Source organism: Streptomyces sp. RK62, from assembly GCF_018070255.1.
GTDB classification, from domain to species: domain Bacteria; phylum Actinomycetota; class Actinomycetes; order Streptomycetales; family Streptomycetaceae; genus Streptomyces; species Streptomyces nigra.
In genome coordinates, this window is record NZ_JAGPYD010000001.1 from 15676 (window position 1) to 39022 (window position 23347).

Below are 23347 nucleotides of genomic sequence, written 5' to 3' on the forward strand. Positions count from 1 at the left end.
TCGACGGACGGGGGTGGCTCAGTACTCCTCGCGGAACTCCCGCAGAAGCTTCTTCGTGCGCTCCGCCGAGGCGGCGGCCGTGGACATGTGGTCCAGCACCTCCAGGTGCGCGGCGACCTCCTCCCGCGAGTCCAGGTACAGCGCGCCGGACAGATACTCGGTGGTGACCATGTCGGGCAGCTCCGGCTCGGCGAAGCGGAACAGCGAGAAGGGCGCGTACGTCCCCGGGTGCGGGCCCGAGGCGAACTCGGCGATCTGCAGGGTCACCCGGTCGCGTTCGGCGAACTCCAGCAGCTTGTCGACCTGGTCGCGCATCACCTCGGAGGTGTCGCCGACCGGGCGGCGCAGCACCGTCTCGTCCATGATCACCCACAGGTGGGGCGGGTCGGGGCGCTCCAGCAGCCGCTGCCGCTCCATCCGCAGCGACACATGCCGCTCGACGGCCTCCGGACCCTTCTGGGCGAGGGTGCCGTTCATCATCACGTCGCGTGCGTACGCCTCGGTCTGCAGCAGGCCGGGCACGAAGTGCGGCTCGTAGGAGCGGATGATGCGGGCGGCGCCCTCCAGGCTCACGTACAGGCTGAACCAGTCGGGCAGCACGTCGTGGAACCGCTGCCACCAGCCGGGCTCGTTGGCCTCCTCGGCCAGCGACAGGAACGCGGCCGTCTCGTCGTCCGGGACGCCGTACGTCTCCAGCAGCACCTGCACGTACGGGATCTTCAGCGCGACCTCGGCCGTCTCCATCCGCCGGACGGTCGCCGCCGCCACCCGCAGGGCCCGCGCCGCCTCGTCGCGGGTCAGCCCGGCCGCCTCGCGGAGCTCCTGGAGGCGCTTGCCGAGCACCACCTGGCCCACGGTCGGCGCGGGACGCCGCTCACTCACGCCACGCCTCCCCACGCGCCGGAAGTCACGGAGGCAGTCTGCCACGAGCCGGCGCACGGTGGGGCACGGGCGCCCGGGCCGCCTCACAGGGCCCACCCCGCGCCCCGTACGGCCGTCATGACCCGGCAGGTAATCGACCGGCGGGCCGCCGCGCGGGACCGTGGGGGCACCGGGTTCCGGGCCGGCGCACTCCGGCCCGGGATCCGGCCCCCGCACGCCACTCGACCCGACGGAGGGTGATTCGTCATGTCCGCCACCTCGTTCACCGCACTCGCCCGGACCTCCCACCCGGAGACCGCGCTGCGCCGCTTCCTCGCCCTGGACGCCGTGGTCACCGGGGCGAACGGGCTCGCCTACCTCGTGGCCTCCGGCCCGCTCGGCCGTCTCCTCGGCGTGGGCCAGGGGCTGCTGCTCACGCTCGGCGCCCTCCTCACGGTGTACGCCGGTGGTGTGGCGCTGCTCGCCGCGCGGGCCCGCCCGGCGGCCACCGGGGTCCGGGCCGTCGTGGAGGCGAACCTCGCCTGGGCGGTGCTCAGCGTCGCCGCGCTCGCGCTGTGGCTGACGCCGACCGTCACGGGCACCGTGTGGATCCTCCTCCAGGCCGCCGCTGTCGCCGCCTTCGCCGTGCTGCAGCACATGGCCCTGAGGATGCGTCAGGAGTCCAGCGACTGAAGGTACTTGACCGTCGCGGGGTCGGCCGGGAGCAGTGTCTCGATGGCCAGCTCGGCGACGGTCACGTCCATCGGGGTGTTGAACGTGGAGATGGACGAGGTGAACGACAGCACACGGCCCTCGTGCTCGATCCGCATCGGCAGCGCGAAGTACGCGACCGGGTCCGCCGGCTCCTCGGCCCGTCCGGCCCGCTCGGGCACCGGATAGGCGGACACCTCCTCGTGGAGCCGGCGCAGCGGCTCGGAGCGGCGCAGCGCGACCTGCCGCTCCAGCTGCGCGAGGAGATGGCCCCGCCACTCGGGCAGATTGACGATGCGCGGCGCCAGACCCTCCGGGTGCAGGGTCAGCCGCATCGCGTTGAGCGGCGGCCGGAGCAGATGGTCCGGGATGCCGTCGAGGAGCATCAGCACCCCCCGGTTGGCCGCCTGGACGTCGTACAGCGCGTCGACCACGAGCGCCGGGTAGGGCTCGTAGCCCTGGATCAGGCGCTCCATGCCCGCGCGCAGCGCGTCCAGCGCCGGGTCGTCCAGCGGGGTCTGCGGATAGCGGGGGGCGTGGCCCGCGGCGAGCAGCAGCGCGTTGCGCTCACGCACCGGCACGTCCAGGTGCTCGGCGAGCCGCAGCACCATCTCCTCGCTGGGCCGGGAGCGGCCCGTCTCGACGAAGCTGATGTGCCGTGCCGAGGAGCCGGCGCGCAGCGCCAACTCCAGCTGACTGACCCGGCGCTGCTCGCGCCAGGCCCGCAGCAGAGGGCCCACGCCCCGGTGCGCGGGTGCGGCCGTGCCGGACGGATGGCTGGTCATGGAAGCGACCGTAGCCGAGGAGACGGCCCCGCCGTGCGCCTCACCGATCAGGACCATGGGACCAGGCCTGTGGCAGGCTGAGGACGAACCCTCCCGTGTGCTGGAAGGAGCGAGGCCCATGGCTGTCGAACCGCTGTCGCAGAAGGAGATCGAGGACCGCCTCTCCGAGCTGCCCGGCTGGTCCCCGGACGGCGACCGCATCGCCCGGTCCTACCGGCTGGCCTCGCACTTCGCGGCCACCGCGATGGTCGTGCACATCGCCCAGGTCCAGGAGGAGCTCGACCACCACTCCGACCTCACCCTCGGCTACAACACGGTGTCGCTCACCGTGCACACCCACACCGTGGGCGGGGTGACCGAGAAGGACTTCGCGCTCGCCCGGCGGATCGAGGCCCTGGCCCCCGTCCACGGCGCGCAGTGACGCCCGTGCTGGACTACGACAAGGAAGCGGAGCGCTACGACGCCTCGCGCGGCGGCGAGGCCAGGGCGGCGGCAGCGGCCGAGGCCGTGCTGGGCTTCCTGCCCCCGGGCACCCGGCGGCTGCTCGACGTGGCCTGCGGCACCGGCATCGTGACCCGGCGGCTCGCGGCCGCGGACGGGCTCTCGGTGACCGGCGTCGACCTGACGCTCGCCATGGCCCGGCGGGCCGCGGCCCGGCTGCCCGGCTCGATACTCCTCGGCGACGCCCGCAGACTCCCGTTCCGGGACGGCTGCTTCGACGCCGTCAGCAGTGTGTGGCTGCTCCACCTGGCGGCGACCCCCGAGGGCGTGCGCACACTCGTCGGCGAGTGCGCCCGCGTGCTGCGGCCCGGCGGGGTGTACGTCACCACCGTCGACAAGGCCGCCGCGCACAACGTCGGCTCCGACATCGACGCCGTCCTCGCGGCCCGCCCCCGCAGCCCCGCCATGGACGAGGCCGCGCGGGTACGGTCCTACGCCCACGACCACGGCCTCCTGCCCGTCGGCCGCACCCGTTTCACCGGGCACGGCCAGGGCCGCAGCCCCCGGCGCACGGTGGCCGACCTGCGCCGCGGCTGGTTCGGCACCCTGCCCCCCGGCGCCCCCCTCTCCGAGGAGTTCGCCGCCCGCCTGTCAATCCTCCCCGACCAGGACCGCCCCCGCCCGGACCCGGTCTTCACGCTGGTGGCATTTCGCAAGGGAGGCTGAGGGGTATGGCGCATCATCACCACGATCACACCGATGTCGACTGGGACGAGATGGGGCCGCGGCTCGAGGCGCAGGCCGAGTTGTTCACGCCGTTGTACGAGCACGCGCTGGCGTGGCTCGCCAAGCGGCAGACCGAGCCGGGGCTGGTCGTCGACGCGGGCAGTGGGCCGGGTGTCGTGACCTGTCTGCTGGCCGACACCTTCCCGGGCGCCCGGATCGTCGCCGTCGACGCCTCGGGGCCGCTGCTGGACCGGGCCCGGACGCGGGCCGAGCGGCTCGGGGTCGCCGACCGGTTCGACACGCTGACCGGTGAACTGCCCGGCGTCCTGGGCGACCTGGACTACCCGGCCGACCTGCTGTGGGCCGGGCGCAGCCTGCACCATCTGGGGGACCAGCGGGCGGCGCTGGCCGCCTTCGCCGAGCGGCTCTCCTTCGGTGGCACCCTCGCCCTCCAGGAGGGCGGTCTGCCGTCGCGGTTCCTGCCGCGCGACATCGGGTTCGGGCGGCCGGGGCTCCAGGCGCGGCTCGACGTGGTGGAGGCGGAGTGGTTCGCGCGGATGCGGGCCGAGCTGCCCGGCTCCGTCGCCGAGACCGAGGACTGGCCCGCGCTGCTCGCCGCGGCGGGCCTGCGTCCCAGCGGCACCCGCACCTTCCTCCTGGACCTGCCCGCCCCGACCACGGACCGCGCCCGCGCCCACGTCGCCGCCACCCTCGCCCGCACCCGCGAGGTCCTCGGCGACCGGCTGGACGCCGACGACCGGGCCACCCTCGACCGGCTCCTCGACCCCGGCGACGAGGCGAGCGTCCACCACCGCCCGGACGTGTTCGTGCTGGCCGCGCAGACCGTGTTCACGGCCGTTCGCGCACGGTGAAGGCCCCATAGAACGCGGCTACTTGACTTCGAGAGCGCTTCAAGTGATGGACTCCCCGTCGTTCGCAACGAGACACAGGGGGACCACCATGACCGACTCTCCGGCCGCACTGATCACCGGCGGCGGCAGCGGTATCGGCGCCGCCGTCGCACGGCGCCTGCTGGACGCCGGACACCGTGTCGCCGTCACCGGCCGGGGCGAGGAGCGCCTGCGGCGGTTCGCCGACGAACTCGGGCGTCCCGAAGGGCTGCTGACCCTCGCGGGCGACGCCGCCCGGTACGAGGACGTCCAGGCCGCGGTGGACGCCACGCTCAAGGCGTTCGGCCGGCTGGACACGGTCGTCGCCAACGCCGGGTTCGCCACGCACGACTCCGTCGCCCAGGGCGACCCGGCCGGCTGGCCCGAGATGGTGCTGACCAACGTCCTCGGCCCCGCCCTGCTGATCCGCGCCTCGATCGACGCCCTCAAGGAGAGCCGCGGCCGGATCGTGCTGGTCGGGAGCGTCGCCGGCTTCGTGCCGACGCCCGGCAACCTCTACGGCGCCACGAAGTGGGCGGTGACCGGGCTCGCCGAGAACACCCGGCGCGAGGTCACCGAGTGGGGGGTCGGCGTCACGCTCGTCGCGCCGGGCCGGGTCGAGACGCCGTTCTGGGACGGCCTCGGCGGCCTGCCCGAGGGACACCTGCTGACCGCCGACCAGATCGCGGACTCGGTGGTGTGGGCCGTACGGCAGCCCGCCGGGGTGGACGTCAACACCGTCGTCGTACGGCCGATCGGGCAGCCCAACTGACCACGTCAGGAAGCAGAAAGCGGCCCGGCCGCCGCTCGCCTCGTGCGAGTGGCGGCCGGGCCGTTCTGGTGCGGGAACGTGTCAGCCGTTGAACTCCGCCGGGTCCGGGCCGAGTCGGCGGTCCTCGTTCAGCGCGCTGATCGCGGCGAGGTCCTCGTCGTCGAGGCTGAAGTCGAACACGTCGATGTTCTCCTTGATCCGCGACGGGGTCACGGACTTCGGGATGACGACGTTGCCGATCTGCAGATGCCAGCGCAGCACGACCTGGGCCGGGGTCCGGCCGTGCTTCTGGGCGATCGCGACGATCGCCGGGACCTCCAGCAGGCCCTTGCCCGAGCCGAGCGGCGACCACGCCTCGGTCGCGATGCCGTGCGCGGCGTGGAAGTCGCGCGAGGCGTGCTGCTGGAGGTGCGGGTGCAGCTCGATCTGGTTGACCGCCGGTACGACCGAGGTCTCCTCGATCAGCCGCTCCAGGTGCTCCGGCAGGAAGTTGGACACGCCGATGGCGCGGACCCGCCCGTCGGCGAGTAGCTTCTCGAGCGCCTTGTAGGTGTCCACATAGGTCCCGCGCGCCGGCGTGGGCCAGTGGATGAGGTAGAGGTCGACGTACTCCAGGCCCAGCTTCTCCACCGAGGTGTCGAAGGCGCGCAGGGTGGAGTCGTAGCCGTGGTCGCTGTTCCAGACCTTGGTGGTGACGAAGACGTCCTCGCGGGGGACGCCGGACGCGGCGACGGCCTTGCCGGTGCCCGTTTCGTTGCCGTAGATCGCCGCTGTGTCGATGCTGCGGTACCCGGCCTCCAGGGCGGTCGCGACCGCACGCTCGGCCTCGTCGTCCGGCACCTGCCAGACGCCGAAGCCCAGCTGGGGCATCTCGACGCCGTTGTTGAGGATGATCGGGGGGACCTTGCTGCTCACGAGCTCTTGATCCTTACGGTTGCCGACAGGTTGGACTCCCATCGTCAACGATCACGGGCCGTCACGCATTCCTGACCGGCAAAAAAGCGGGGCTCAGGCCCGGTACAGGGCCTCGACCTCGTTGGCGTACGCGCCCTCGATCGCCTTGCGCTTCAGCTTCAGCGACGGGGTGAGCAGCCCGTGCTCCTCGGTGAACGGCTGGGCCAGTATCCGGAACGTGCGGATGGACTCGGCCTGCGACACCAGCGTGTTCGCGGCGACGACCGCGCGCCGCACCTCGGTCTCCAGATCCGGGTCGCGCACGAGGTCCGCCGGAGTCATCGGGCGCTTGCCGCGCATCGTCAGCCAGTGCTCGACGGCCTCCTGGTCAAGGGTGACCAGGGCGGCGATGTACGGGCGGTCGTTGCCGACGACGATGCACTGGGCGACCAGCGGGTGGTCGCGCACGCGCTCCTCCAGGACGCCCGGCGAGACGCTCTTGCCGCCGGAGGTCACCAGGATCTCCTTCTTGCGGCCCGTGATGGTGAGGAAGCCGTCCTCGTCGAGGGAGCCCAGGTCGCCGGTGGCGAGCCAGCCGTCGTGCAGCGTCTGGTCGGTGGCCTTCTGGTTGTTCAGATAGCCCATGAAGACGTTGCCGCCGTGCAGCCAGATCTCCCCGTCGTCGGCGATGTGGACGGTGACACCCGGGATGGGCTGGCCGACCGTGCCGTACCGGGTGCGGCCGGGCGGGTTGGCCGTGGCGGCCGCTGTGGACTCGGTGAGGCCGTAGCCCTCGTAGATCTGCACGCCCGCGCCCGCGAAGAACAGCCCGAGCCGCCGGTCCATGGCCGAGCCGCCCGACATCGCGTGCCGGATCCTGCCGCCCATGGCGGCGCGCAGCTTGGAGTACACGAGCTTGTCGAAGAGCTGGTGCTGCATGCGCAGGCCCGCCGAGGGGCCGGGCCCGATGCCCCACGCTTTGGCCTCGACGGCGTCGGCGTACTTCACGGCCACGTCGACGGCCTTCTCGAAGGCGCCGGCCCGGCCCTCCTTCTCGGCCTTGCGGCGGGCGGCGTTGAAGACCTTCTCGAAGATGTACGGCACGGCGAGGAAGAACGTGGGCCGGAACGCGGCGAGGTCCGGGAGCAGCGCCGCCGCGTGCATCTGCGGCTGATGGCCGAAGCGCACCCGGCCGCGGATCGCGGCGACCTCCACCATCCGCCCGAAGACATGCGCGAGCGGCAGGAACAGCAGGGTCGCCGCCTCGTCGCCCTTCTTCGAGTGGAACACCGGCTCCCAGCGCTCGATGACGGTGTCCGCCTCGTACATCAGGTTGCCGTGCGAGATGACACAGCCCTTGGGGCGGCCGGTCGTGCCGGACGTGTAGATCACCGTGGCGATCGACTCGGGGGTGACCGCCTGCCGGTGCCGGTGGACGACCTCGTCGTCCAGGTGGGCGCCCGCGTCGTACAGCTCCTGCACGGCGCCCGCGTCCAGCTGCCACATCTCGTGCAGCCGGGGGAGCCGGTCGATGACGGTGGCGATCGTCATCGCGTGGTCCTCGTGCTCGACGATCGCCGCCGTGCACTCGGCGTCGTACAGCATCCAGAAGCACTGCTCGGCCGAGGACGTCGGGTAGATCGGGACGACCTGGGCGCCGATGGTCCACAGGGCGAAGTCGAACAGGGTCCACTCGTAGCGGGTGCGGGCCATGATCGCGACCCGGTCGCCGAAGCGGATGCCCCGGGTGAGCATGCCCTTGGCGAGGGCCAGCACCTCGTCGCGGAACTCGGCGGCGGTGACGTCCTGCCACTGGTCGTTCTCGTCCTTGCGGCCGAGGACCACGTAGTGGGGATCCTCCTGGGCATGCTCGAAGACGACGTCGGCCAGGCCGCCCACGGGCGGTGCCAACGCCAACGGAGGGTTGGTGAACTCGCGCAAACCCCGCTCCCCGCTCCGAATGCATCGGCTGACGCTCAGTACAGGGCGTGAAAGCTACCCCACCCGTCATGCGGGCGGGAGGGGGCCGAAAATCGACGGGTCCTCAGGTTTGCACAGGTCAGCGAAGGAAAATGCGCTCACATCGGACAGCGTCGGACACAAAACTGACGGTTGAGTAAGTTCCGGGCCCGTAATCTCCACCAAATCCGACCGACTCACTTACCGGACGGAGGCCCGGTCGATCTTGGGACGGCGCCCGGCCGGACCGCCCTCTCCTCCTCCAGCGCACAGGGGCCCTGACGTGTCACCCCCGGCGGCGCGGCTCAGCGCCGGTGCAGCCGGTCCCCGCCCGCCAGGATCGCGCCCGCCAGGGCGTCGGCCGCCGACTGGGCCGCCGTGCGCCGCGGCCCGTGCATCAGCACGAAGTCGACCCCGCCCAGCGCGGGCAGCCCGGCCCGCTCCGGCACCCGCACCAGACCGGGCGGGATCAGGCCCCGTGAGTGCGCCATCACACCGAGCCCCGCCCGGGCCGCCGCGATCAGGCCGTTGAGGCTGCCGCTCGTGCAGACGATCCGCCACTGCCGGCCCTGCCGCTCCAGGGCCTCCAGCGCCATCGCCCGGCTGATCCCGGGCGGCGGATACACGATCAGCGGCACCGGCCGGTCCGGTTCGAGGCGCAGCCGCTCCGCGCCGATCCACACCAGCCGGTCGTGCCAGACCGGCTCGCCCCGAGGGTCCTCGGGCCGCCGTTTGGCCAGCACCAGATCCAGCTTCCCGGCGGCCAGCTGCTCGTGCAGGGTGCCGGACAGCTCGACCGTCAGCTCCAGATCGACCTCGGGATGCTCGTAGCGGAAGCCCTCCAGGATCTCCGGCAGCCGGGTCAGGACGAAGTCCTCGGAGGCGCCGAAGCGCAGCCGCCCGCGCAGCCGGGTCCCGGTGAAGAACGCCGTCGCCTGCTCGTGGACCGCGAGGATGCGGCGCGCGAAGCCGAGCATCGCCTCGCCGTCCTCGGTCAGCTCCACCGAGTGCGTGTCCCGCGCGAACAGCGGCCGCCCGGTCGCGTCCTCCAGCCGCCGCACATGCTGGCTGACGGTCGACTGGCGCAGGCCCAGCCGGCGGGCCGCCCGCGTGAAACTCAACGTCTGCGCCACCGCGAGAAAAGTACGCAGCTGGGAGGGGTCGTACATGGATCGAGCCTAAGGGCTGTCATCGCGAAACGTGATGACAGTCAGAGTGGTATACCGGATTCCCGATCGCAGCGCGCCGGAGGACGATGGAGAGGGCACGTCCGTGCCGGGAACCCGACGTACACGACGTACGGCGAAGCGACGAGCGAAGTAGTGGAGCACAGTGAAACGCCTGCACTGGCCGCGGTGGATGCCGATCGACCCGTACATCCTGCTGCTGCTCGGGACGGTCGGCATCGCCGCCCTGCTCCCGGCGCGCGGGACGGCCGCGGACGTGGCCTCGGGCGCCTCCACGGCCGCCATCGCCTTCCTGTTCTTCCTCTACGGCGCCCGGCTGTCCACCCGTGAGGCGCTCGACGGGCTCCGGCACTGGCGGCTCCATGTCACCGTCCTCGCCTGCACGTTCGTCGTCTTCCCGCTGCTCGGTCTCGCGGCCCGCGGGCTCGTCCCGGTGATCCTGACGGACCCGCTCTACCAGGGCCTGCTCTTCCTCACCCTGGTCCCCTCGACCATCCAGTCGTCGATCGCGTTCACCTCGATGGCCCGCGGCAACGTCCCGGCGGCGATCTGCGCGGGCTCCTTCTCCTCGCTCGTCGGCATCGTCGTCACCCCGCTGCTCGCGGCGGCCGTGCTCGGCGGCAGCGCCGGCTTCTCCGCCGACTCCGTGGTGAAGATCGTGCTGCAGCTGCTGGTGCCCTTCGTCGCCGGGCAGCTGCTGCGCCGCTGGATCGGCGGCTTCGTCACCCGGCACCGCAAGGTCCTCGGGCTCGTCGACCGCGGCTCGATCCTGCTCGTCGTCTACACCGCGTTCAGCGCGGGCATGGTCCAGGGCATCTGGCACCAGGTCCAGCCCGTCCGGCTCGCCGGGCTGCTCGCCGTCGAGGCCGTACTGCTCGCCGTGATGCTCGCCCTGACCTGGTACGGCGCCAAGGCGCTGCGGTTCGGCCGCGCGGACCGTATCGCCATCCAGTTCGCCGGCTCCAAGAAGTCGCTGGCCGCCGGGCTGCCCATGGCGAGCGTCCTGTTCGGCGCGCACGCCTCGCTGGCCGTGCTGCCGCTGATGCTCTTCCACCAGATGCAGCTGATGGTGTGCGCGGTCATCGCCAAACGACGCTCCCTCGACCCGGAGGCCGAGGACGGCTCCGACGGCACCGGCCCGGTCAGCGGGCGGGAGTCAGCCGCAGCGACACGAACCGCGGTCGGTACCGCGACACGTCGCGGCTGAGCTGGGCTGCGGCGTCGGCGGGCTCCAGCCAGTTGACGTCGTAGCTCAGCACCAGACGGCCCTCGCCGCTCAGCCCGGGATGCGTCTGCGGGTTGTAGGCGGCGAGGCCGCCCCCCGGCGGCAGCGCCGGGGTGAAGGACCGGCCGGGCCCGTGCCAGGGGCCGGCCGGGGAGCACGCCCAGTACGACGTCACCGTCGTCAGCCCCGCCGTCCCCGCCGCCATCGTGAACAGCACGTACGTCCCGTCCGCCCGCGCCACCGAGAACGCGCTGCCCACCCCGGTGCGCCGGCCGTCCCCCAGCACCGGCCGGGGCCGCCCGCCCGGCCCGCCCCACCCCGAGCCGTCCCAGTACCGCCAGGCGTCCGGCTCGCCCAGCCGGCCCCGCGGCACCCGCGCGAGATACGCCCGTGAGACCGGGCGGGAGGCGGCCCGGCGGTCGTCGCCCCCGAAGACGTACGTCCAGCCGTCCTCCTCGACCAGCGTCGTCCCGTACAGGACCCGCCGGGACGGGTCCGGCACGCCCTGCTGGTCGGCGACCCGTACGACGGACTCGACCCGCAGGTCCGGCAGGGAGAGCGTGGCGACCTCGGTGGCGACCGGCACCCCGTAGATCCAGGGCGACGGGCCGGCCGCGCGCACCCACAGCAGCACCCGCAGCACCCGCTCCGGCGCGCCGGAGGAGCGGGGTTCGACGTGGGCGGCGACCGGCCAGCGCCACTGGCCCGGCGCCGGGTCGGGGAAGAGCGGGGCGGGCAGCGTGCTCTCCAGCCGTCCGTCGCGCATGACGACGGCGGAGTTGCGGACCAGCGGGGCGGCGCCCTCGCGCCAGGTGGAGGACTCGCCGAACGGATTGGGCGGCGGATGCACCTGCCCGAGATAGGTGTCCGAGAACAGCCACAGCAGCCGTCCGTCCGGGAGCCGCACCGAATGGGTGCCGTCGCCGCCGGTCCAGTCGTCGGCGCGTGAGGGGTCGTCGCCGTAGCGGGCGAACTCGGCCGTCAGGCCCCGCTCGGCCGACCAGGACCCGACCGTGCGCGGCCCGCACGCGGCACCGCCCTCCCGTTCGCCGTCGTCCGGGAGGGCGGTGAGCAGCACGGCCCCGAGGACCAGGGCCAGCAGGACACCGAGTCCGGTCCCCGCGCGCCGCCGTGCTCGGATGTCGTCGGGCACCCCCGTGACGGTAGTGGCCGGGGGCGGCCCGGGTCCATGGGGACAAAAGGAGCGAACAGTGGGGCCCCGGGAACGGCGCAGGGGGCGCTCCCCGCCGGCCGGGGCCCCTCCGCCGTGTCGCGGGGGCCGGTCACCCTTGGGCGGCCGCGGCCCGCAGGGCGAGCCGGTGGTCTCCCGCGTACACGTTCATGGAGTTGCCCCGCAGGAAGCCCACCAGGGTCAGCCCGGTCTCCGCGGCCAGGTCGACCGCGAGCGACGACGGCGCGGAGACCGCCGCGAGGACGGGGATGCCCGCCATCACGGCCTTCTGCGCCAGCTCGAAGCTGGCCCGCCCGGAGACCAGCAGGATCGCCCGGGACAGCGGCAGGTCGCCGTTCTGCAGGGCCCGGCCGACGAGTTTGTCGACCGCGTTGTGCCGGCCCACGTCCTCGCGGATGTCGAGCAGTTCGCCGTCCTCGGAGAACAGGGCCGCCGCGTGCAGGCCCCCGGTCCGGTCGAAGACCCGCTGGGCCGCTCGGAGCCGGTCGGGGAGGCTCGCGAGCAGATCGGGGTCGACCCGGACCGGGGGAGTGTCGGCGATCGGCCAGCGGGCCGTCGTCCGGACCGCGTCCAGGCTGGCCTTGCCGCACAGCCCGCAGGACGAGGTGGTGTAGACGTTGCGTTCGAGGGTGATGTCGGGGACGGTCACGCCCGGCGCGGTCTTCACGTCCACCACGTTGTACGTGTTGGACCCGTCGGCGGTCGCGCCCGCGCAGTAGACGATGTTCTGCAGGTCCGCCTGCTCGGCGAGGACGCCCTCGCTCACCAGGAACCCGGCGGCGAGCGCGAAGTCGTCGCCCGGGGTGCGCATGGTGATGGCGAGCGGCTTGCCGTTGAGCCGGATCTCCAGGGGTTCCTCCGCGACGAGGGTGTCCGGCCGGGTGGAGACCGCTCCGTCCCGGATCCGGATCACCTTGCGTCGTTCCGTGACTCGTCCCATGTCTCGATCAGTCCCGTCAGTCCCGGTTCTGGACGTGCTGGTAGCCGAAGCGGCCCTTGATGCACAGGTTGCCGTGGGTCACCGGGTTGTCGTGCGGCGAGGTGACCTTCACGATCTCATTGTCCTGCACATGGAGCGTGAGGTTGCAGCCCACACCGCAGTACGCGCACACGGTGGTCGTCTCGGTCTGAGCCGACTCGTCCCAGGTACCCGCCGCGCGCATGTCGAACTCCGACTTGAACGACAGGGCTCCCGTCGGGCACACCTCGATGCAGTTGCCGCAGTACACGCACGCCGAGTCGGTCAGCGGGGCGTCGTGCTCGACGGCGATCCGCGCGTCGAAGCCCCGTCCGGCGACGGAGATCGCGAAGGTGTTCTGCCACTGGTCGCCGCAGGCGTCCACGCACTTGTAGCAGAGGATGCATTTGTCGTAGTCGCGGACATAGAGCTCGTTGTCGACCTTCGGCTCCTCGTTCAGCCGGGCGGCGTCCGGCCCGAAGCGGTCCGGTTTCGCCTCGTACTCCTTGAGCCATCCGGCGACGCGCGGCGTCGTCGACAGGTCCACGGACGAGGCGAGCAGCTCCAGGACGACCTTGCGGCTGTGCCGGGCGCGTTCGGTGCCGGTGCTGACCTCCATGCCCGGCTCGGCCTTGCGGGAGCAGGCCGGCACCAGGGTCCTGGATCCCTCGACCTCCACGACGCACACCCGGCAGGCGTTCTTGGGCCGCAGCGTGTCGCCCTCGCACAGGGTGGGGATGTCCTTCCCGGCGGCCCGGCAGGCGTCGAGGATCGTGGAGCCCTCCGGCACCCGTGCCTCCTGCCCGTCGAGGGTGAACTCCACCAGCCGGCGCGGCACTCCCAGCGGTATCGCGGTCATGCGTAGGCCCCCAGTCGGTCGATCGCGGATTCCACGGCGTTCCACGCGGTCTGCCCCAGACCGCAGATGGAGGCGTCCCGCATGGCGCGGCCGACCTCCCGGAGCAGGGCGATGTCGTCGGCGGCCGCCGCGCCCGTGCGCTCGGCGATCCGGTGCAGCGCCTCCTCCTGCCGGACCGTCCCGACCCGGCAGGGCACGCACTGCCCGCACGACTCGTCGCGGAAGAACTCGGCGATGCGCAGCAGCAGCCGGGGCAGCGGCACCGTGCCGTCGAAGGCCAGGACCACCCCCGAGCCGAGCGTGGTGCCGGCCGCGCGGGTGCCCTCGAAGGTGAGCGGGATGTCCATCTCGTCGGCCCGTACGAAGCCGCCCGCCGCGCCGCCCAGCAGCACCGCCCGCAGCCCGTCGCGGACCCCCGCCAGCGCCAGCAGCTCACCGAGGGTCGCCCCGAAGGGGAGTTCGTACACGCCGGGCCGGTCCACGCTGCCGGACACGCAGTACAGCTTGGGCCCGGTCGACCCGGCCGTGCCGACGGCCGCGTACGCCGGTGCGCCCATGGTGAGGATCGGCAGGACGTTGACCAGCGTCTCGACGTTGTTCTCCACCGTCGGCTTGCCGAACAGCCCCTTCTCCACCGGGAACGGCGGCTTGGAGCGCGGCTCGCCCCGGTAGCCCTCGATGGAGTTGAACAGCGCGGTCTCCTCGCCGCAGATGTAGGCGCCCGCGCCCCGCCGGATCTCGATGTCGAAGGCGTACCCCTGGCCGAGGACGTCGTCGCCGAGGAAACCGCGCGCCCGGGCCTGCGCGATCGCGTGCTCCAGGCGGCGCAGGGCGCGCGGGTACTCGCCGCGCAGATACAGATAGCCCCGGTGGGCGCCCGTCGCGTACCCGGCGATCGTCATCGCCTCGACCAGCGCGTACGGGTCGCCCTCCATGAGCACCCGGTCCTTGAAGGTGCCGGGCTCCGACTCGTCGGCGTTGCAGACGACGTAGTGCGGATGGTCGGGCTGCGACGCCGTGGCCTGCCATTTGCGGCCGGTGGGGAAGGCGGCGCCGCCCCGCCCGACCAGGCCCGAGTCGGTGACCTCGCGGATCACCCCGGCGGGCCCGAGCTCGAACGCCCGGCGCAGCGCGGTGTAGCCGCCGTGGGCCCGGTAGTCGTCCAGCGAGGCCGGGTCGACGACGCCGACGCGCCGCAGCAGCGTCAGCGAGGGGTCACCGGCCTGCGGCACCGCCATCACCGCGGACGGCTCCTCGGGCGCCGAGTCGGGCGCGCTCGCGGCGAGCACGGCCCGCTCCACGGTGGCCGGCGCCGACACCGCCGTACGCACCGGGTCGCCTGCCTTCACCGCCAGGGTCGCGGGGGCCCGTTCGCACAGGCCCAGGCAGGGGCTGCGCTGCACGCTCACCCCGCTGCCCGGGCCGAGGCGCCCCTCGATCCCGGCGCACAGCTCGCTCGCGCCGGCCGCCGCGCACGCCAGGTCCGTGCACACGTGGAGCACGGTGGCGGGGCGCGGCCGCACCGAGAACAGGGCGTAGAAGGTGGCGACCCCGTACGCCTCCGCCGGCGGCACCGTCAGCCGCCGGCACAGATAGTCGAGGGCACCCTCGCTGATCCAGCCGATCCGGTCGTTGAGGGCGTGCAGCCCCGGCAGCAGCAGGTCGCGGCGGTCACGGGCGGCCCGGCCGCCACGCGCCCACCTCAGGTCGGCGTCGGAACGGTCGGCGCCCTCCCACGAGGACTCCGGAGGGCCGAGGAGGGCGTCCACGGCCGCCCGTTCGTCGTCCGTGGGTTTGCTGTCGCCGAAGTGCAGGTCCACTTGCGTCACCTCACGATGGTCGCGACGGGGAGCTTCTCGATCCGGATCGCCGACGCCTTGAACTCCGCGGTCCCCGCGATCGGGCAGTTCGCCTCGATCGTCAGCTGGTTGGTGTCCACCTCGTCGGGAAAGTGCATGGTCATGAAGGCCAGGCCGGGCCGCAGTGCCGGGTCCACCCACACCGGTGCGACGACGCTGCCGCGCCGCGAGGTCACCTGGACCTTCTCGCCGACGACGACCCCGTACCGCTCGGCGTCCTCCGGGCTGATCTCGACGAACTCGCCGCGCCGCAGCGGGGAGGCGAAACTCCCGCTCTGCACCCCCGTGTTGTACGAGTCGAGCCGCCGTCCGGTGGTGAGCCGGATCGGGTACCGCTCGTCGGTGAGGTCGACCGGCGGATCGTGCTGGACGATCCCGAACGGCGCCGGAGTGCCGCGCCGGTCCGGGTCGTTCTCCCACAACCTGCCGTGCAGATAGGGCGGTTCGAGTGCGTCGGTGCTGGGGCAGGGCCACTGGATGCCCTGGTGCTCCTCCAGCCGCCCGTACGTCATCCCGTGGTGGTCCGGCGACACCGACCTCAGCTCGTTCCACACGGCCTCGGCGTCGGCGTACTTCCAGTCGTGGCCGAGCCGGGACGCGAGGTCGCAGATGATGTCGATGTCCTCGCGGGCCTCGCCGGGCGGGGTGACGGCCCGCCGCACCCGCTGCACCCGGCGTTCGCTGTTGGTGGTGGTGCCCTCGGTCTCGGCCCAGCCGGCGGTGGCGGGCAGGACGACGTCCGCCAGTTCGGCGGTCCTCGTGAGGAAGATGTCCTGGACGACGAGGAAGTCGAGCTGTCCGAGGCGCCGGACGGCCTGCTCGCTGTCGGCCTCGGACTGCGCCGGGTTCTCGCCGATGCAGTAGACGGCCCGCAGGTCACCGTCCTCCATCGCCTCGAACATGTCGGTGAGGGTGAGGCCGTAGTGCGGCTGGATGACGGTGTCCCAGGCGGACTCGAACTTGGCGCGGGTGTCCGGGTCGAGGATGTCCTGGAAGCCGGGCAGCCGGTTGGGGATGGCGCCCATGTCGCCGCCGCCCTGGACGTTGTTCTGCCCGCGCAGCGGCTGCAACCCGCTGCCGTACCGGCCGACGTGCCCCGTGAGCAGCGACAGATTGATCAGCGCGCGGACGTTGTCGGTGCCGTTGTGGTGCTCGGTGATGCCGAGGGTCCAGCACAGCTGGGCGCGTTCGGCGCGGGCGTAGGCGTGCGCGACCTGCCGGATGGCGGCGGCCGGGACGCCCGTCACCTTCTCGGCGAGGGAGAGGGTCCACGGCTCGACGAGCGCCTTGTACTCCTCGAAGCCGGTCGTCGCCCGCTCGATGAACGCCTCGTTGGCGAGGCCCGCGTGGATGATCTCGCGGCCGATCGCGTGGGCCATCGGGATGTCGGTGCCGACGTTGAGGCCGAGCCAGCTCTCCGCCCACTCGGCGGTGGAGGTGCGGCGCGGGTCGAGCGCGTACATCCGGGCGCCGTTCCTGATGCCCTTCAGCACGTGCTGGAAGAAGATGGGGTGCGCGAAGCGGGCGTTGGAGCCCCACATCACGATGACGTCGGTGTGCTCGATCTCCTCGTAGGAGGAGGTGCCGCCGCCCGATCCGAAGGCCGCCGACAGGCCCGCCACGCTGGGCGCGTGGCAGGTGCGGTTGCAGGAGTCGACGTTGTTGGTGCCCATGACGACGCGGGCGAACTTCTGCGCCACGTAGTTCATCTCGTTGGTGGCGCGGGCGCAGGAGAACATGCCGAACGCGCCGCGGTTGCGTTCGATGCCCCGGGCGGCCCGGTCCAGGGCCTCGTCCCAGGTGGCCCGGCGGAACGGCTCGTCGCGGGAGTCGCGCACCAGGGGGTGGGTCAGCCGGGTGTAGTTCCTGCGGCCACGGTCCTTCTTACGGCGGCCGTCACCACGGCGGCCGTCACCACGGCGTTCGTCATTGCGTCGTTCGTCATCACGTCGTTCGTTCATGCGGCGCTCCTCAGCGCGAGCAGGTCCGAGATGGCGTGCACGGTGCGCAGGGTGGGCACCGGGACGCCGGTGATCTCCGCCAGCTCGACGACGGCCGCGAGGAGGACGTCGAGTTCGAGCGGCTTGCCGCGCTCCAGGTCCTGGAGCGTGGAGGTGCGGTGGTCGCCGACCTTCTCGGCGCCCGCGAGCCGGCGCTCGATGGAGACGCCGACCTCGCAGCCCAGCGCCGTGGCGACCGCCAGCGTCTCGGTCATCATGATCTCTATGACCTTGCGGGTGCCGCCGTGCAGGCACATCTGCCGCATGGTGGCGCGGGCGAGCGCGCTGATCGGGTTGAAGGAGATGTTGCCGAGCAGCTTGAGCCAGATGTCGTTGCGCAGATCGGGTTCGACCGGGCACTTCAGCCCGCCGGCGACCATGGCCTCGCTGAACGCGAGACAGCGCCGGGACACACTGCGGTCGGGCTCGCCGACGGAGAATCGGGTGCCCTCCAAGTGCCGTACGACGCCCGGCCCTTCGAGTTCGGTGGCGGCGTACACGACACAGCCGACGGCCCGTTCGGGCGCGAGCACCGCGCTGACCGCGCCGTCCGGGTCCACGCTCTCCAGACGGTGCCCGTCGTAGGGGCCGCCGTGCCGGTGGAAGTACCACCAGGGGATGCCGTTCTGGGCGGCCACGACCGCCGTGCGCTCGTGCAGCAGCGGCGCGATGAGCGGCCCGCACGCCGCGTACGCGTTGGCCTTCAGGCCCAGGAAGACGAAGTCGACCGGGCCGACCTCGGCCGGGTCGTCGGTGGCGTGGGCGCGGGCGGTGAAGTCGCCGCGCGGGCTGAGCACCCGCACCCCGTGCTGCCTCATGGCCGCGAGGTGCGGTCCACGGGCGATCAGATGCACGTCGGCGCCCGCGCGGTGCAGCGCGGCTCCGACGTAGGCGCCGATGGCACCGGCGCCGAGGACTGCAACTTTCACTTCGGAACGCTCCGTTCGGTCGAGGGAGTACCGCGGAGGTGGCTGTGCTGAAGAAGCGCGATGGGACGAGGCAAAAAGGCTCGTCGACTGAATATTGTCTACAGTATGGATAGGGGGTCAGCAAGACTCCGCGCACACCTTCGCGTGCCAACGTGCGGTCGGCTGGCGACCGTTCGTCGCGCCCGGCATACCGTTCACCGCATACGGTCGACCCGTTGCCTTCTCAACCATCCCGGTGCTGCCTACCGTGCGGGATCATGAGTCCCCCCATGGCACCCGCGGGATGGAGCCGCTGGCTGGTTCCGCCCGCCGCACTCTCGGTCCATCTGTCCATCGGCCAGGCCTACGCCTGGAGCGTGTTCAAGCCACCGCTGGAATCGGCCCTCGGCCTGAGCGGCACCCAGAGCGCGCTGCCCTTCCAGCTCGGCATCGTCATGCTCGGCCTGTCGGCCGCGTTCGGCGGCACGCTGGTGGAGCGCAAAGGGCCCCGCTGGGCGATGACGGTCGCCCTGGTCTGCTTCTCCTCCGGCTTTCTGCTCGCCGCGCTGGGCGCGGCCGTCGAGCAGTACTGGCTGATCGTGTTCGGCTACGGCTTCGTCGGCGGGATCGGCCTCGGCATCGGCTACATCTCGCCGGTGTCGACGCTGATCAAGTGGTTCCCCGACAGGCCCGGCATGGCCACCGGCATCGCCATCATGGGCTTCGGCGGCGGCGCCCTCATCGCCTCCCCGTGGTCGGCCCAGATGCTGGAGTCCTTCGGCACCGACAGCTCCGGGATCGCCCTGGCCTTCCTGGTGCACGGTCTGACGTACGCGGTCTTCATGCTGCTCGGCGTCCTGCTGGTCCGCGTGCCGCGCCCCGTGAAGACGGACGGTGACGGGCCCGCCGTCCTCGACGGGCCGCAGGTGTCCGCGCGCAGCGCCGTGCGCACCCCGCAGTTCTGGTGCCTGTGGATCGTGCTCTGCATGAACGTCACCGCCGGCATCGGCATCCTGGAGAAGGCCGCGCCGATGATCACGGACTTCTTCGCGGACACCTCCACCCCGGTGTCGGTGTCGGCCGCCGCCGGCTTCGTCGCGCTGCTGTCCGCCGCCAACATGGCGGGCCGCATCGGCTGGTCGTCCACCTCCGACCTGATCGGGCGCAAGAACATCTACCGCGTCTACCTCGGCGTCGGCGCCCTGATGTACGCCCTGATCGCGCTGGCCGGCGACTCCTCCAAGCCGCTGTTCATCCTGTGCGCGCTGGTCATCCTGTCCTTCTACGGCGGCGGCTTCGCCACCGTCCCCGCGTATCTGAAGGACCTCTTCGGCACCTACCAGGTCGGCGCGATCCACGGGCGGCTGCTCACCGCCTGGTCCACGGCCGGCGTCCTCGGACCCCTGATCGTCAACTGGATCGCCGACCGGCAGGAGGAGGCGGGCAAGGACGGCTCGTCCCTCTACACCCTGTCCCTGTTCATCATGATCGGGCTGCTCGCCGTCGGGTTCGTCGCCAACGAACTCGTCCGGCCCGTCCACCCCCGCCACCACGAACCGGTGGCGCGGCCGCAGGAGAAGGAGGCCAGCGATGTCCGCTGACGACGCCCCGCCCGCCCGGCGCGGACTGATCGCCTTCTCCTGGGTGTGGGTGGGCGCACCGCTCGCGTACGGGCTCTACGAACTCGTCCGCAAGGCGACACAGCTGTTCACGGGCTAGGCCCCGCAAGGCTCGACGGGCGCCCGGTGGTCCTGCAAGAAGCGGACAACGCGGGCGCCCGTTTCCTGTGGCATCACGTGCCGTCGTACTGGTGAGTCACTGATCAGACTGGTGTGTCCCGCTACCCGAGGTCCGAGGGGATCACCATCAAATGAACGGCTCGCGCATCGTCGCCGTCGGCCACTATCAGCCCGCGCGCATCCTCACCAACGAGGACCTGGCGGGCATGGTCGACACCAGTGACGAGTGGATCACCTCGCGGGTCGGCATCCGCACGCGCCACATCGCCGGACCGGACGAGCCGGTCGACGAACTCGCCGCCCACGCCGCCGCCAAGGCGCTCGCGGCGGCCGGTCTCACGCCCGCCGACATCGACCTCGTGCTCGTCGCGACCTCCACCGCCGTCGACCGCTCGCCCAATATGGCCGCGCGCGTCGCGGCCCGGCTCGGCATCCCCTCGCCGGCCGCCATGGACATCAACGTCGTCTGCGCCGGCTTCACCCACGCGCTGGCCACGGCCGACCACGCGGTGCGGGCGGGCGGGGCCACCCGCGCGCTGGTCATCGGCGCCGACAAGATGTCCGACGTCACCGACTGGACCGACCGGACGACCTGTGTGCTGGTCGGGGACGGGGCGGGCGCCGCCGTCGTCGAGGCGTCCGGCGAGCAGGGGATCGGCCCGGTGCTGTGGGGCTCGGTGCCCGAGATGGGGCACGCGGTGCGCATCGAGGGCCAGCCCGCCCGGTTCGCCCAGGAGGGCCAGAGCGTCTACCGCTGGGCGACGACCAAGCTGCCCGCCATCGCCCGCGGTGCCTGCGAGCGCGCGGGATACGCCCCCGAGGACCTCGCCGCCGTCGTCCTGCACCAGGCCAACCTGCGCATCATCGAACCCCTCGCGCAGAAGCTGGGCGCCGTCAACGCGGTGGTCGCGCGCGATGTCACCGAGTCCGGCAACACCTCGGCGGCGAGCATCCCGCTCGCGTTCTCCAAGCTCGTGGAACAGGGCCGGATCTCGAGCGGCGACCCGGTGCTGCTCTTCGGCTTCGGCGGCAACCTCTCCTACGGCGGACAGGTCGTCCGCTGCCCGTGACGACGGCCGGATGTGGCCGACTCCTCAGTTTTCCGGACTCGAGTGCGCCGTAGACTGTAGACGAAAGACAATCGATACGGGCTCGCGCTGACGGCCGGCCACGGGGGCGCAGTCGCCCGGTGTTCGCCCAGGAGGGGAACCGATGTTGTCGACAGGACTGCCGCAGGGCGCGGTGCCCAAGCTCGAACGGCCCGGCCCGCTGCGCGACCGCGTCTACGAGGCGCTGCTCGAACTCATCACCACCCGCGCTCTCCAGCCAGGGCAGCATCTGGTCGAGAGCGAACTGGCGGGCCATCTCGGGGTGTCGCGGCAGCCGGTGCGGGAGGCGCTGCAGCGGCTGAACACCGAGGGCTGGGTCGATCTGCGCCCCGCGCAGGGCGCGTTCGTGCACGAGCCGACCGAGGAGGAGGCCGACCAGCTCCTGACGGTCCGTACGCTCCTGGAGGCCGAGGCCGCCCGGCTCGCCGCCGCCCACGCGGACAGCGCCGGTATCGCCGCGCTGGAGGAGCTGTGCGCCCAGGGCGAGCAGGCCGTCGCCGACGACGAGGTGGACACCGCCGTCGCGCTCAACGCCCGCTTCCACACGAAAGTCATGGAGCTCGCCGGGAACACGGTCCTCGCCGAGCTCGCCGCCCAGGTCGACCGGCGGGTGCGCTGGTACTACACCCCGATCGCCCGGCAGCGTGGCCACCAGTCCTGGATCGAGCACCGGGGGTTGATCGCCGCCATCACCGAGCGGGACGAGGCCCGGGCGACCCAGCTGATGCGCGAACACACCGAGCACACCCGCCGGTCGTACCACCAGCGGGGCCGGTGACGGCCTCCGGCGACCGGAGTTCCACAGTTCCACGCGTTCACGGACACCCGTGACGGCCTCGCGGCCGGCACGGGGGTCTCTCTGTCGTTCTGTGGCGGCTTCTCCCACGAGCGCCTTTGTCCTGTGAGTGGAAAAAGTTGACGGCAATCTCTGCTCAAGTTCTTCCCACTCCCGGCGGCCACTGCTACGTTCCCCTCGAAAGCAAGGCCACCGCGGTGGCCGGATTCCGGCACTCAGGCCGATCGAGGCGGGGAGGGGCACGTGAGACGCATGACGGCGCGACCCGCGAACGCCCATCAGGCCCGGCTGCTCAAGCTGCTGCGTGACGGAGGGCCCAACTCCCGGGCCCAGCTCGGCGATCAGATCGACCTCTCCCGGTCCAAGCTGGCCGTCGAGGTGGACCGCCTGCTGGAGACGGACCTCGTCGTGGCCGACGGACTCGCCGCCTCGCGCGGCGGCCGGCGCTCCCACAACATCCGGCTCAACCCCGGGCTGCGCTTCCTCGGCGTCGACATCGGCGCGACCTCGGTCGACGTCGCCGTCACCAACGCCGAACTGGAGATCCTCGGTCACCTCAACCAGCCCATGGACGTCCGCGAGGGCCCGGTCGCGGTCTTCGAGCAGGTCCTCTCCATGGCCGCCAAGCTCAAGGCCTCGGGGCTCGCCGAGGGGTTCGACGGCGCCGGCATCGGCGTCCCCGGACCCGTCCGCTTCCCCGAGGGCGTCCCCGTGGCGCCGCCGATCATGCCGGGCTGGGACGGCTTCCCCGTACGGGAGGCGCTCAGCCAGGAGCTCGGCTGCCCGGTCATGGTCGACAACGACGTGAACCTCATGGCGATGGGGGAGCAGCACGCGGGCGTCGCACGCTCCGTCGGCGACTTCCTCTGCGTCAAGATCGGCACCGGTATCGGCTGCGGCATCGTCGCGGGCGGTGACGTCCACCGCGGTGTCACCGGCAGCGCGGGCGACATCGGGCACATCCAGGCCGTGCCCGACGGACGTCCGTGCGCCTGCGGCAACCGCGGCTGCCTGGAGGCGCACTTCAGCGGGGCGGCCCTCGCCCGGGACGCCGTCGAGGCGGCCGAGCAGGGACGGTCGGTGGAGCTCGCCTCACGTCTGGAGGCGAACGGCACCCTCACCGCCGTCGACGTCGCTGCGGCGGCCGCCGCCGGTGACGCCACCGCGCTCGACCTGATCCGCGAGGGCGGCAACCGGGTCGGGCAGGTCATCGCCGGACTCGTCAGCTTCTTCAACCCCGGCCTGGTGGTGATCGGCGGCGGGGTGACCGGTCTCGGCCACACCCTGCTCGCCGCCATCCGCACCCAGGTCTACCGCCAGTCGCTGCCCCTGGCGACCGGCAACCTTCCCATCGTCCTGGGGGAGTTGGGCCCCACCGCCGGAGTCATCGGCGCGGCCCGCCTCATCAGCGACCACCTGTTCTCACCCGCGTAGGCACGCGCCGGCCCCCGGGCCGGCCCCGGCACCACCCGCCCG

At 72.3% G+C, this 23347-nt stretch carries 22 protein-coding genes; 11 read left to right on the forward strand and 11 right to left on the reverse strand.

Going from position 1 to position 23347, the window contains the following annotated elements:
- Positions 1–18 precede the first annotated feature (18 nt).
- Positions 19–882, reverse strand: a complete 864-nt coding sequence (locus tag KBY32_RS00070) for a helix-turn-helix transcriptional regulator (protein WP_108709439.1) — start codon at positions 880–882, stop codon at positions 19–21.
- Between the two features lie 246 nt (positions 883–1128).
- Between KBY32_RS00070 and KBY32_RS00075 the strand changes: the two genes are divergently transcribed.
- Positions 1129–1554 (forward strand): hypothetical protein, encoded by a 426-nt coding sequence (locus KBY32_RS00075; protein ID WP_055619314.1) that lies wholly within the window; start codon positions 1129–1131, stop codon positions 1552–1554.
- On the opposite strand, the gene KBY32_RS00080 is transcribed toward KBY32_RS00075, so the two are convergent.
- A complete protein-coding gene (locus tag KBY32_RS00080) occupies positions 1536–2357 on the reverse strand; it encodes a helix-turn-helix domain-containing protein (RefSeq protein ID WP_210978336.1) in 822 nt (273 codons plus the stop codon). The genes KBY32_RS00075 and KBY32_RS00080 overlap by 19 nt on opposite strands.
- A gap of 118 nt (positions 2358–2475) precedes the next feature.
- Here KBY32_RS00080 and KBY32_RS00085 point away from each other — a divergent pair, with 118 nt between their 5' ends.
- The 4 genes from KBY32_RS00085 to KBY32_RS00100 all read left to right on the forward strand — a co-directional run bounded on the left by KBY32_RS00085 (position 2476) and on the right by KBY32_RS00100 (position 5186).
- A complete protein-coding gene (locus KBY32_RS00085; RefSeq protein ID WP_210978337.1) occupies positions 2476–2778 on the forward strand; it encodes a 4a-hydroxytetrahydrobiopterin dehydratase in 303 nt (100 codons plus the stop codon).
- A gap of 5 nt (positions 2779–2783) precedes the next feature.
- On the forward strand, positions 2784–3524 hold the full coding sequence (locus tag KBY32_RS00090) for a class I SAM-dependent methyltransferase (protein ID WP_115506043.1): 741 nt from the start codon (positions 2784–2786) through the stop codon (positions 3522–3524).
- A gap of 5 nt (positions 3525–3529) precedes the next feature.
- The gene (locus KBY32_RS00095; RefSeq protein WP_210978338.1) at positions 3530–4396 is read left to right on the forward strand and encodes a trans-aconitate 2-methyltransferase; all 867 of its coding nucleotides are present in this window, start codon (positions 3530–3532) and stop codon (positions 4394–4396) included.
- A gap of 88 nt (positions 4397–4484) precedes the next feature.
- On the forward strand, positions 4485–5186 hold the full coding sequence (locus tag KBY32_RS00100; protein WP_055619311.1) for an SDR family oxidoreductase: 702 nt from the start codon (positions 4485–4487) through the stop codon (positions 5184–5186).
- A gap of 81 nt (positions 5187–5267) precedes the next feature.
- Here the strand turns inward: KBY32_RS00100 and KBY32_RS00105 are convergent, their stop codons facing one another.
- The 3 genes from KBY32_RS00105 to KBY32_RS00115 all read right to left on the reverse strand — a co-directional run bounded on the left by KBY32_RS00105 (position 5268) and on the right by KBY32_RS00115 (position 9208).
- A complete protein-coding gene (locus KBY32_RS00105) occupies positions 5268–6101 on the reverse strand; it encodes an aldo/keto reductase (protein WP_308293635.1) in 834 nt (277 codons plus the stop codon).
- A 93-nt stretch (positions 6102–6194) separates the two neighbouring features.
- Complete coding sequence (locus tag KBY32_RS00110) at positions 6195–8021, reverse strand: long-chain fatty acid--CoA ligase (RefSeq protein WP_210978339.1); 1827 nt, start codon at positions 8019–8021, stop codon at positions 6195–6197.
- 323 nt (positions 8022–8344) lie between these two features.
- Positions 8345–9208: a LysR substrate-binding domain-containing protein gene (locus KBY32_RS00115; RefSeq protein WP_108709445.1), complete on the reverse strand. Its 864-nt coding sequence runs from the start codon at positions 9206–9208 to the stop codon at positions 8345–8347.
- Positions 9209–9371: 163 nt separating this feature from the next.
- Between KBY32_RS00115 and KBY32_RS00120 the strand changes: the two genes are divergently transcribed.
- A complete protein-coding gene (locus KBY32_RS00120; protein ID WP_210978340.1) occupies positions 9372–10433 on the forward strand; it encodes a bile acid:sodium symporter family protein in 1062 nt (353 codons plus the stop codon).
- On the opposite strand, the gene KBY32_RS00125 is transcribed toward KBY32_RS00120, so the two are convergent.
- From KBY32_RS00125 to KBY32_RS00150, 6 genes are all read right to left on the reverse strand, one after another.
- Positions 10369–11604, reverse strand: coding sequence for a DUF4185 domain-containing protein (locus tag KBY32_RS00125; RefSeq protein WP_210978341.1), 1236 nt, complete (start codon positions 11602–11604; stop codon positions 10369–10371). The genes KBY32_RS00120 and KBY32_RS00125 overlap by 65 nt on opposite strands.
- A 130-nt stretch (positions 11605–11734) precedes the next feature.
- Positions 11735–12583 carry a formate dehydrogenase accessory sulfurtransferase FdhD gene (gene fdhD / locus KBY32_RS00130; protein ID WP_055619305.1) on the reverse strand — a complete coding sequence of 283 codons (849 nt, stop codon included), beginning with the start codon at positions 12581–12583 and terminating at the stop codon, positions 11735–11737.
- A gap of 16 nt (positions 12584–12599) precedes the next feature.
- A complete protein-coding gene (locus tag KBY32_RS00135; RefSeq protein ID WP_055619304.1) occupies positions 12600–13460 on the reverse strand; it encodes a 2Fe-2S iron-sulfur cluster-binding protein in 861 nt (286 codons plus the stop codon).
- Positions 13457–15280 carry an NADH-ubiquinone oxidoreductase-F iron-sulfur binding region domain-containing protein gene (locus KBY32_RS00140; RefSeq protein ID WP_210978850.1) on the reverse strand — a complete coding sequence of 608 codons (1824 nt, stop codon included), beginning with the start codon at positions 15278–15280 and terminating at the stop codon, positions 13457–13459. The genes KBY32_RS00135 and KBY32_RS00140 overlap by 4 nt, the downstream gene beginning before the upstream one ends.
- Positions 15281–15285: 5 nt before the next feature.
- Positions 15286–17280 (reverse strand): molybdopterin oxidoreductase family protein, encoded by a 1995-nt coding sequence (locus tag KBY32_RS00145; protein ID WP_247688861.1) that lies wholly within the window; start codon positions 17278–17280, stop codon positions 15286–15288.
- On the reverse strand, positions 17277–18248 hold the full coding sequence (locus KBY32_RS00150; RefSeq protein WP_210978342.1) for a 2-dehydropantoate 2-reductase: 972 nt from the start codon (positions 18246–18248) through the stop codon (positions 17277–17279). Before KBY32_RS00150 ends, KBY32_RS00145 begins: the two co-directional genes overlap by 4 nt.
- A gap of 257 nt (positions 18249–18505) precedes the next feature.
- Here KBY32_RS00150 and KBY32_RS00155 point away from each other — a divergent pair, with 257 nt between their 5' ends.
- The 5 genes from KBY32_RS00155 to KBY32_RS00170 all read left to right on the forward strand — a co-directional run bounded on the left by KBY32_RS00155 (position 18506) and on the right by KBY32_RS00170 (position 23305).
- The gene (locus KBY32_RS00155) at positions 18506–19828 is read left to right on the forward strand and encodes an OFA family MFS transporter (RefSeq protein WP_210978343.1); all 1323 of its coding nucleotides are present in this window, start codon (positions 18506–18508) and stop codon (positions 19826–19828) included.
- Positions 19818–19946, forward strand: coding sequence for a hypothetical protein (locus KBY32_RS35615; protein ID WP_258873026.1), 129 nt, complete (start codon positions 19818–19820; stop codon positions 19944–19946). Before KBY32_RS00155 ends, KBY32_RS35615 begins: the two co-directional genes overlap by 11 nt.
- A gap of 151 nt (positions 19947–20097) precedes the next feature.
- Positions 20098–21036: a beta-ketoacyl-ACP synthase III gene (locus KBY32_RS00160; protein ID WP_055619300.1), complete on the forward strand. Its 939-nt coding sequence runs from the start codon at positions 20098–20100 to the stop codon at positions 21034–21036.
- A 142-nt stretch (positions 21037–21178) separates the two neighbouring features.
- Positions 21179–21853, forward strand: a complete 675-nt coding sequence (locus KBY32_RS00165) for a GntR family transcriptional regulator (protein ID WP_055619299.1) — start codon at positions 21179–21181, stop codon at positions 21851–21853.
- A 270-nt stretch (positions 21854–22123) separates the two neighbouring features.
- Positions 22124–23305, forward strand: a complete 1182-nt coding sequence (locus KBY32_RS00170) for an ROK family protein (protein ID WP_055619298.1) — start codon at positions 22124–22126, stop codon at positions 23303–23305.
- The last annotated feature ends 42 nt before the right edge of the window (positions 23306–23347 follow it).

Coding starts and splice junctions, on each gene's coding strand:
- KBY32_RS00075 (WP_055619314.1), top strand. CDS start 1,129: ATGTCCGCCACCTCGTTCACCGCACTCGCCCGGACCTCCCACCCGGAG.
- KBY32_RS00080 (WP_210978336.1), bottom strand. CDS start 2,357: ATGACCAGCCATCCGTCCGGCACGGCCGCACCCGCGCACCGGGGCGTG.
- KBY32_RS00085 (WP_210978337.1), top strand. CDS start 2,476: ATGGCTGTCGAACCGCTGTCGCAGAAGGAGATCGAGGACCGCCTCTCC.
- KBY32_RS00095 (WP_210978338.1), top strand. CDS start 3,530: ATGGCGCATCATCACCACGATCACACCGATGTCGACTGGGACGAGATG.
- KBY32_RS00100 (WP_055619311.1), top strand. CDS start 4,485: ATGACCGACTCTCCGGCCGCACTGATCACCGGCGGCGGCAGCGGTATC.
- KBY32_RS00115 (WP_108709445.1), bottom strand. CDS start 9,208: ATGTACGACCCCTCCCAGCTGCGTACTTTTCTCGCGGTGGCGCAGACG.
- fdhD (WP_055619305.1), bottom strand. CDS start 12,583: ATGGGACGAGTCACGGAACGACGCAAGGTGATCCGGATCCGGGACGGA.
- KBY32_RS00135 (WP_055619304.1), bottom strand. CDS start 13,460: ATGACCGCGATACCGCTGGGAGTGCCGCGCCGGCTGGTGGAGTTCACC.
- KBY32_RS00145 (WP_247688861.1), bottom strand. CDS start 17,280: ATGAACGAACGACGTGATGACGAACGACGCAATGACGAACGCCGTGGT.
- KBY32_RS00155 (WP_210978343.1), top strand. CDS start 18,506: ATGAGTCCCCCCATGGCACCCGCGGGATGGAGCCGCTGGCTGGTTCCG.
- KBY32_RS35615 (WP_258873026.1), top strand. CDS start 19,818: ATGTCCGCTGACGACGCCCCGCCCGCCCGGCGCGGACTGATCGCCTTC.
- KBY32_RS00160 (WP_055619300.1), top strand. CDS start 20,098: ATGAACGGCTCGCGCATCGTCGCCGTCGGCCACTATCAGCCCGCGCGC.
- KBY32_RS00165 (WP_055619299.1), top strand. CDS start 21,179: ATGTTGTCGACAGGACTGCCGCAGGGCGCGGTGCCCAAGCTCGAACGG.
- KBY32_RS00170 (WP_055619298.1), top strand. CDS start 22,124: ATGACGGCGCGACCCGCGAACGCCCATCAGGCCCGGCTGCTCAAGCTG.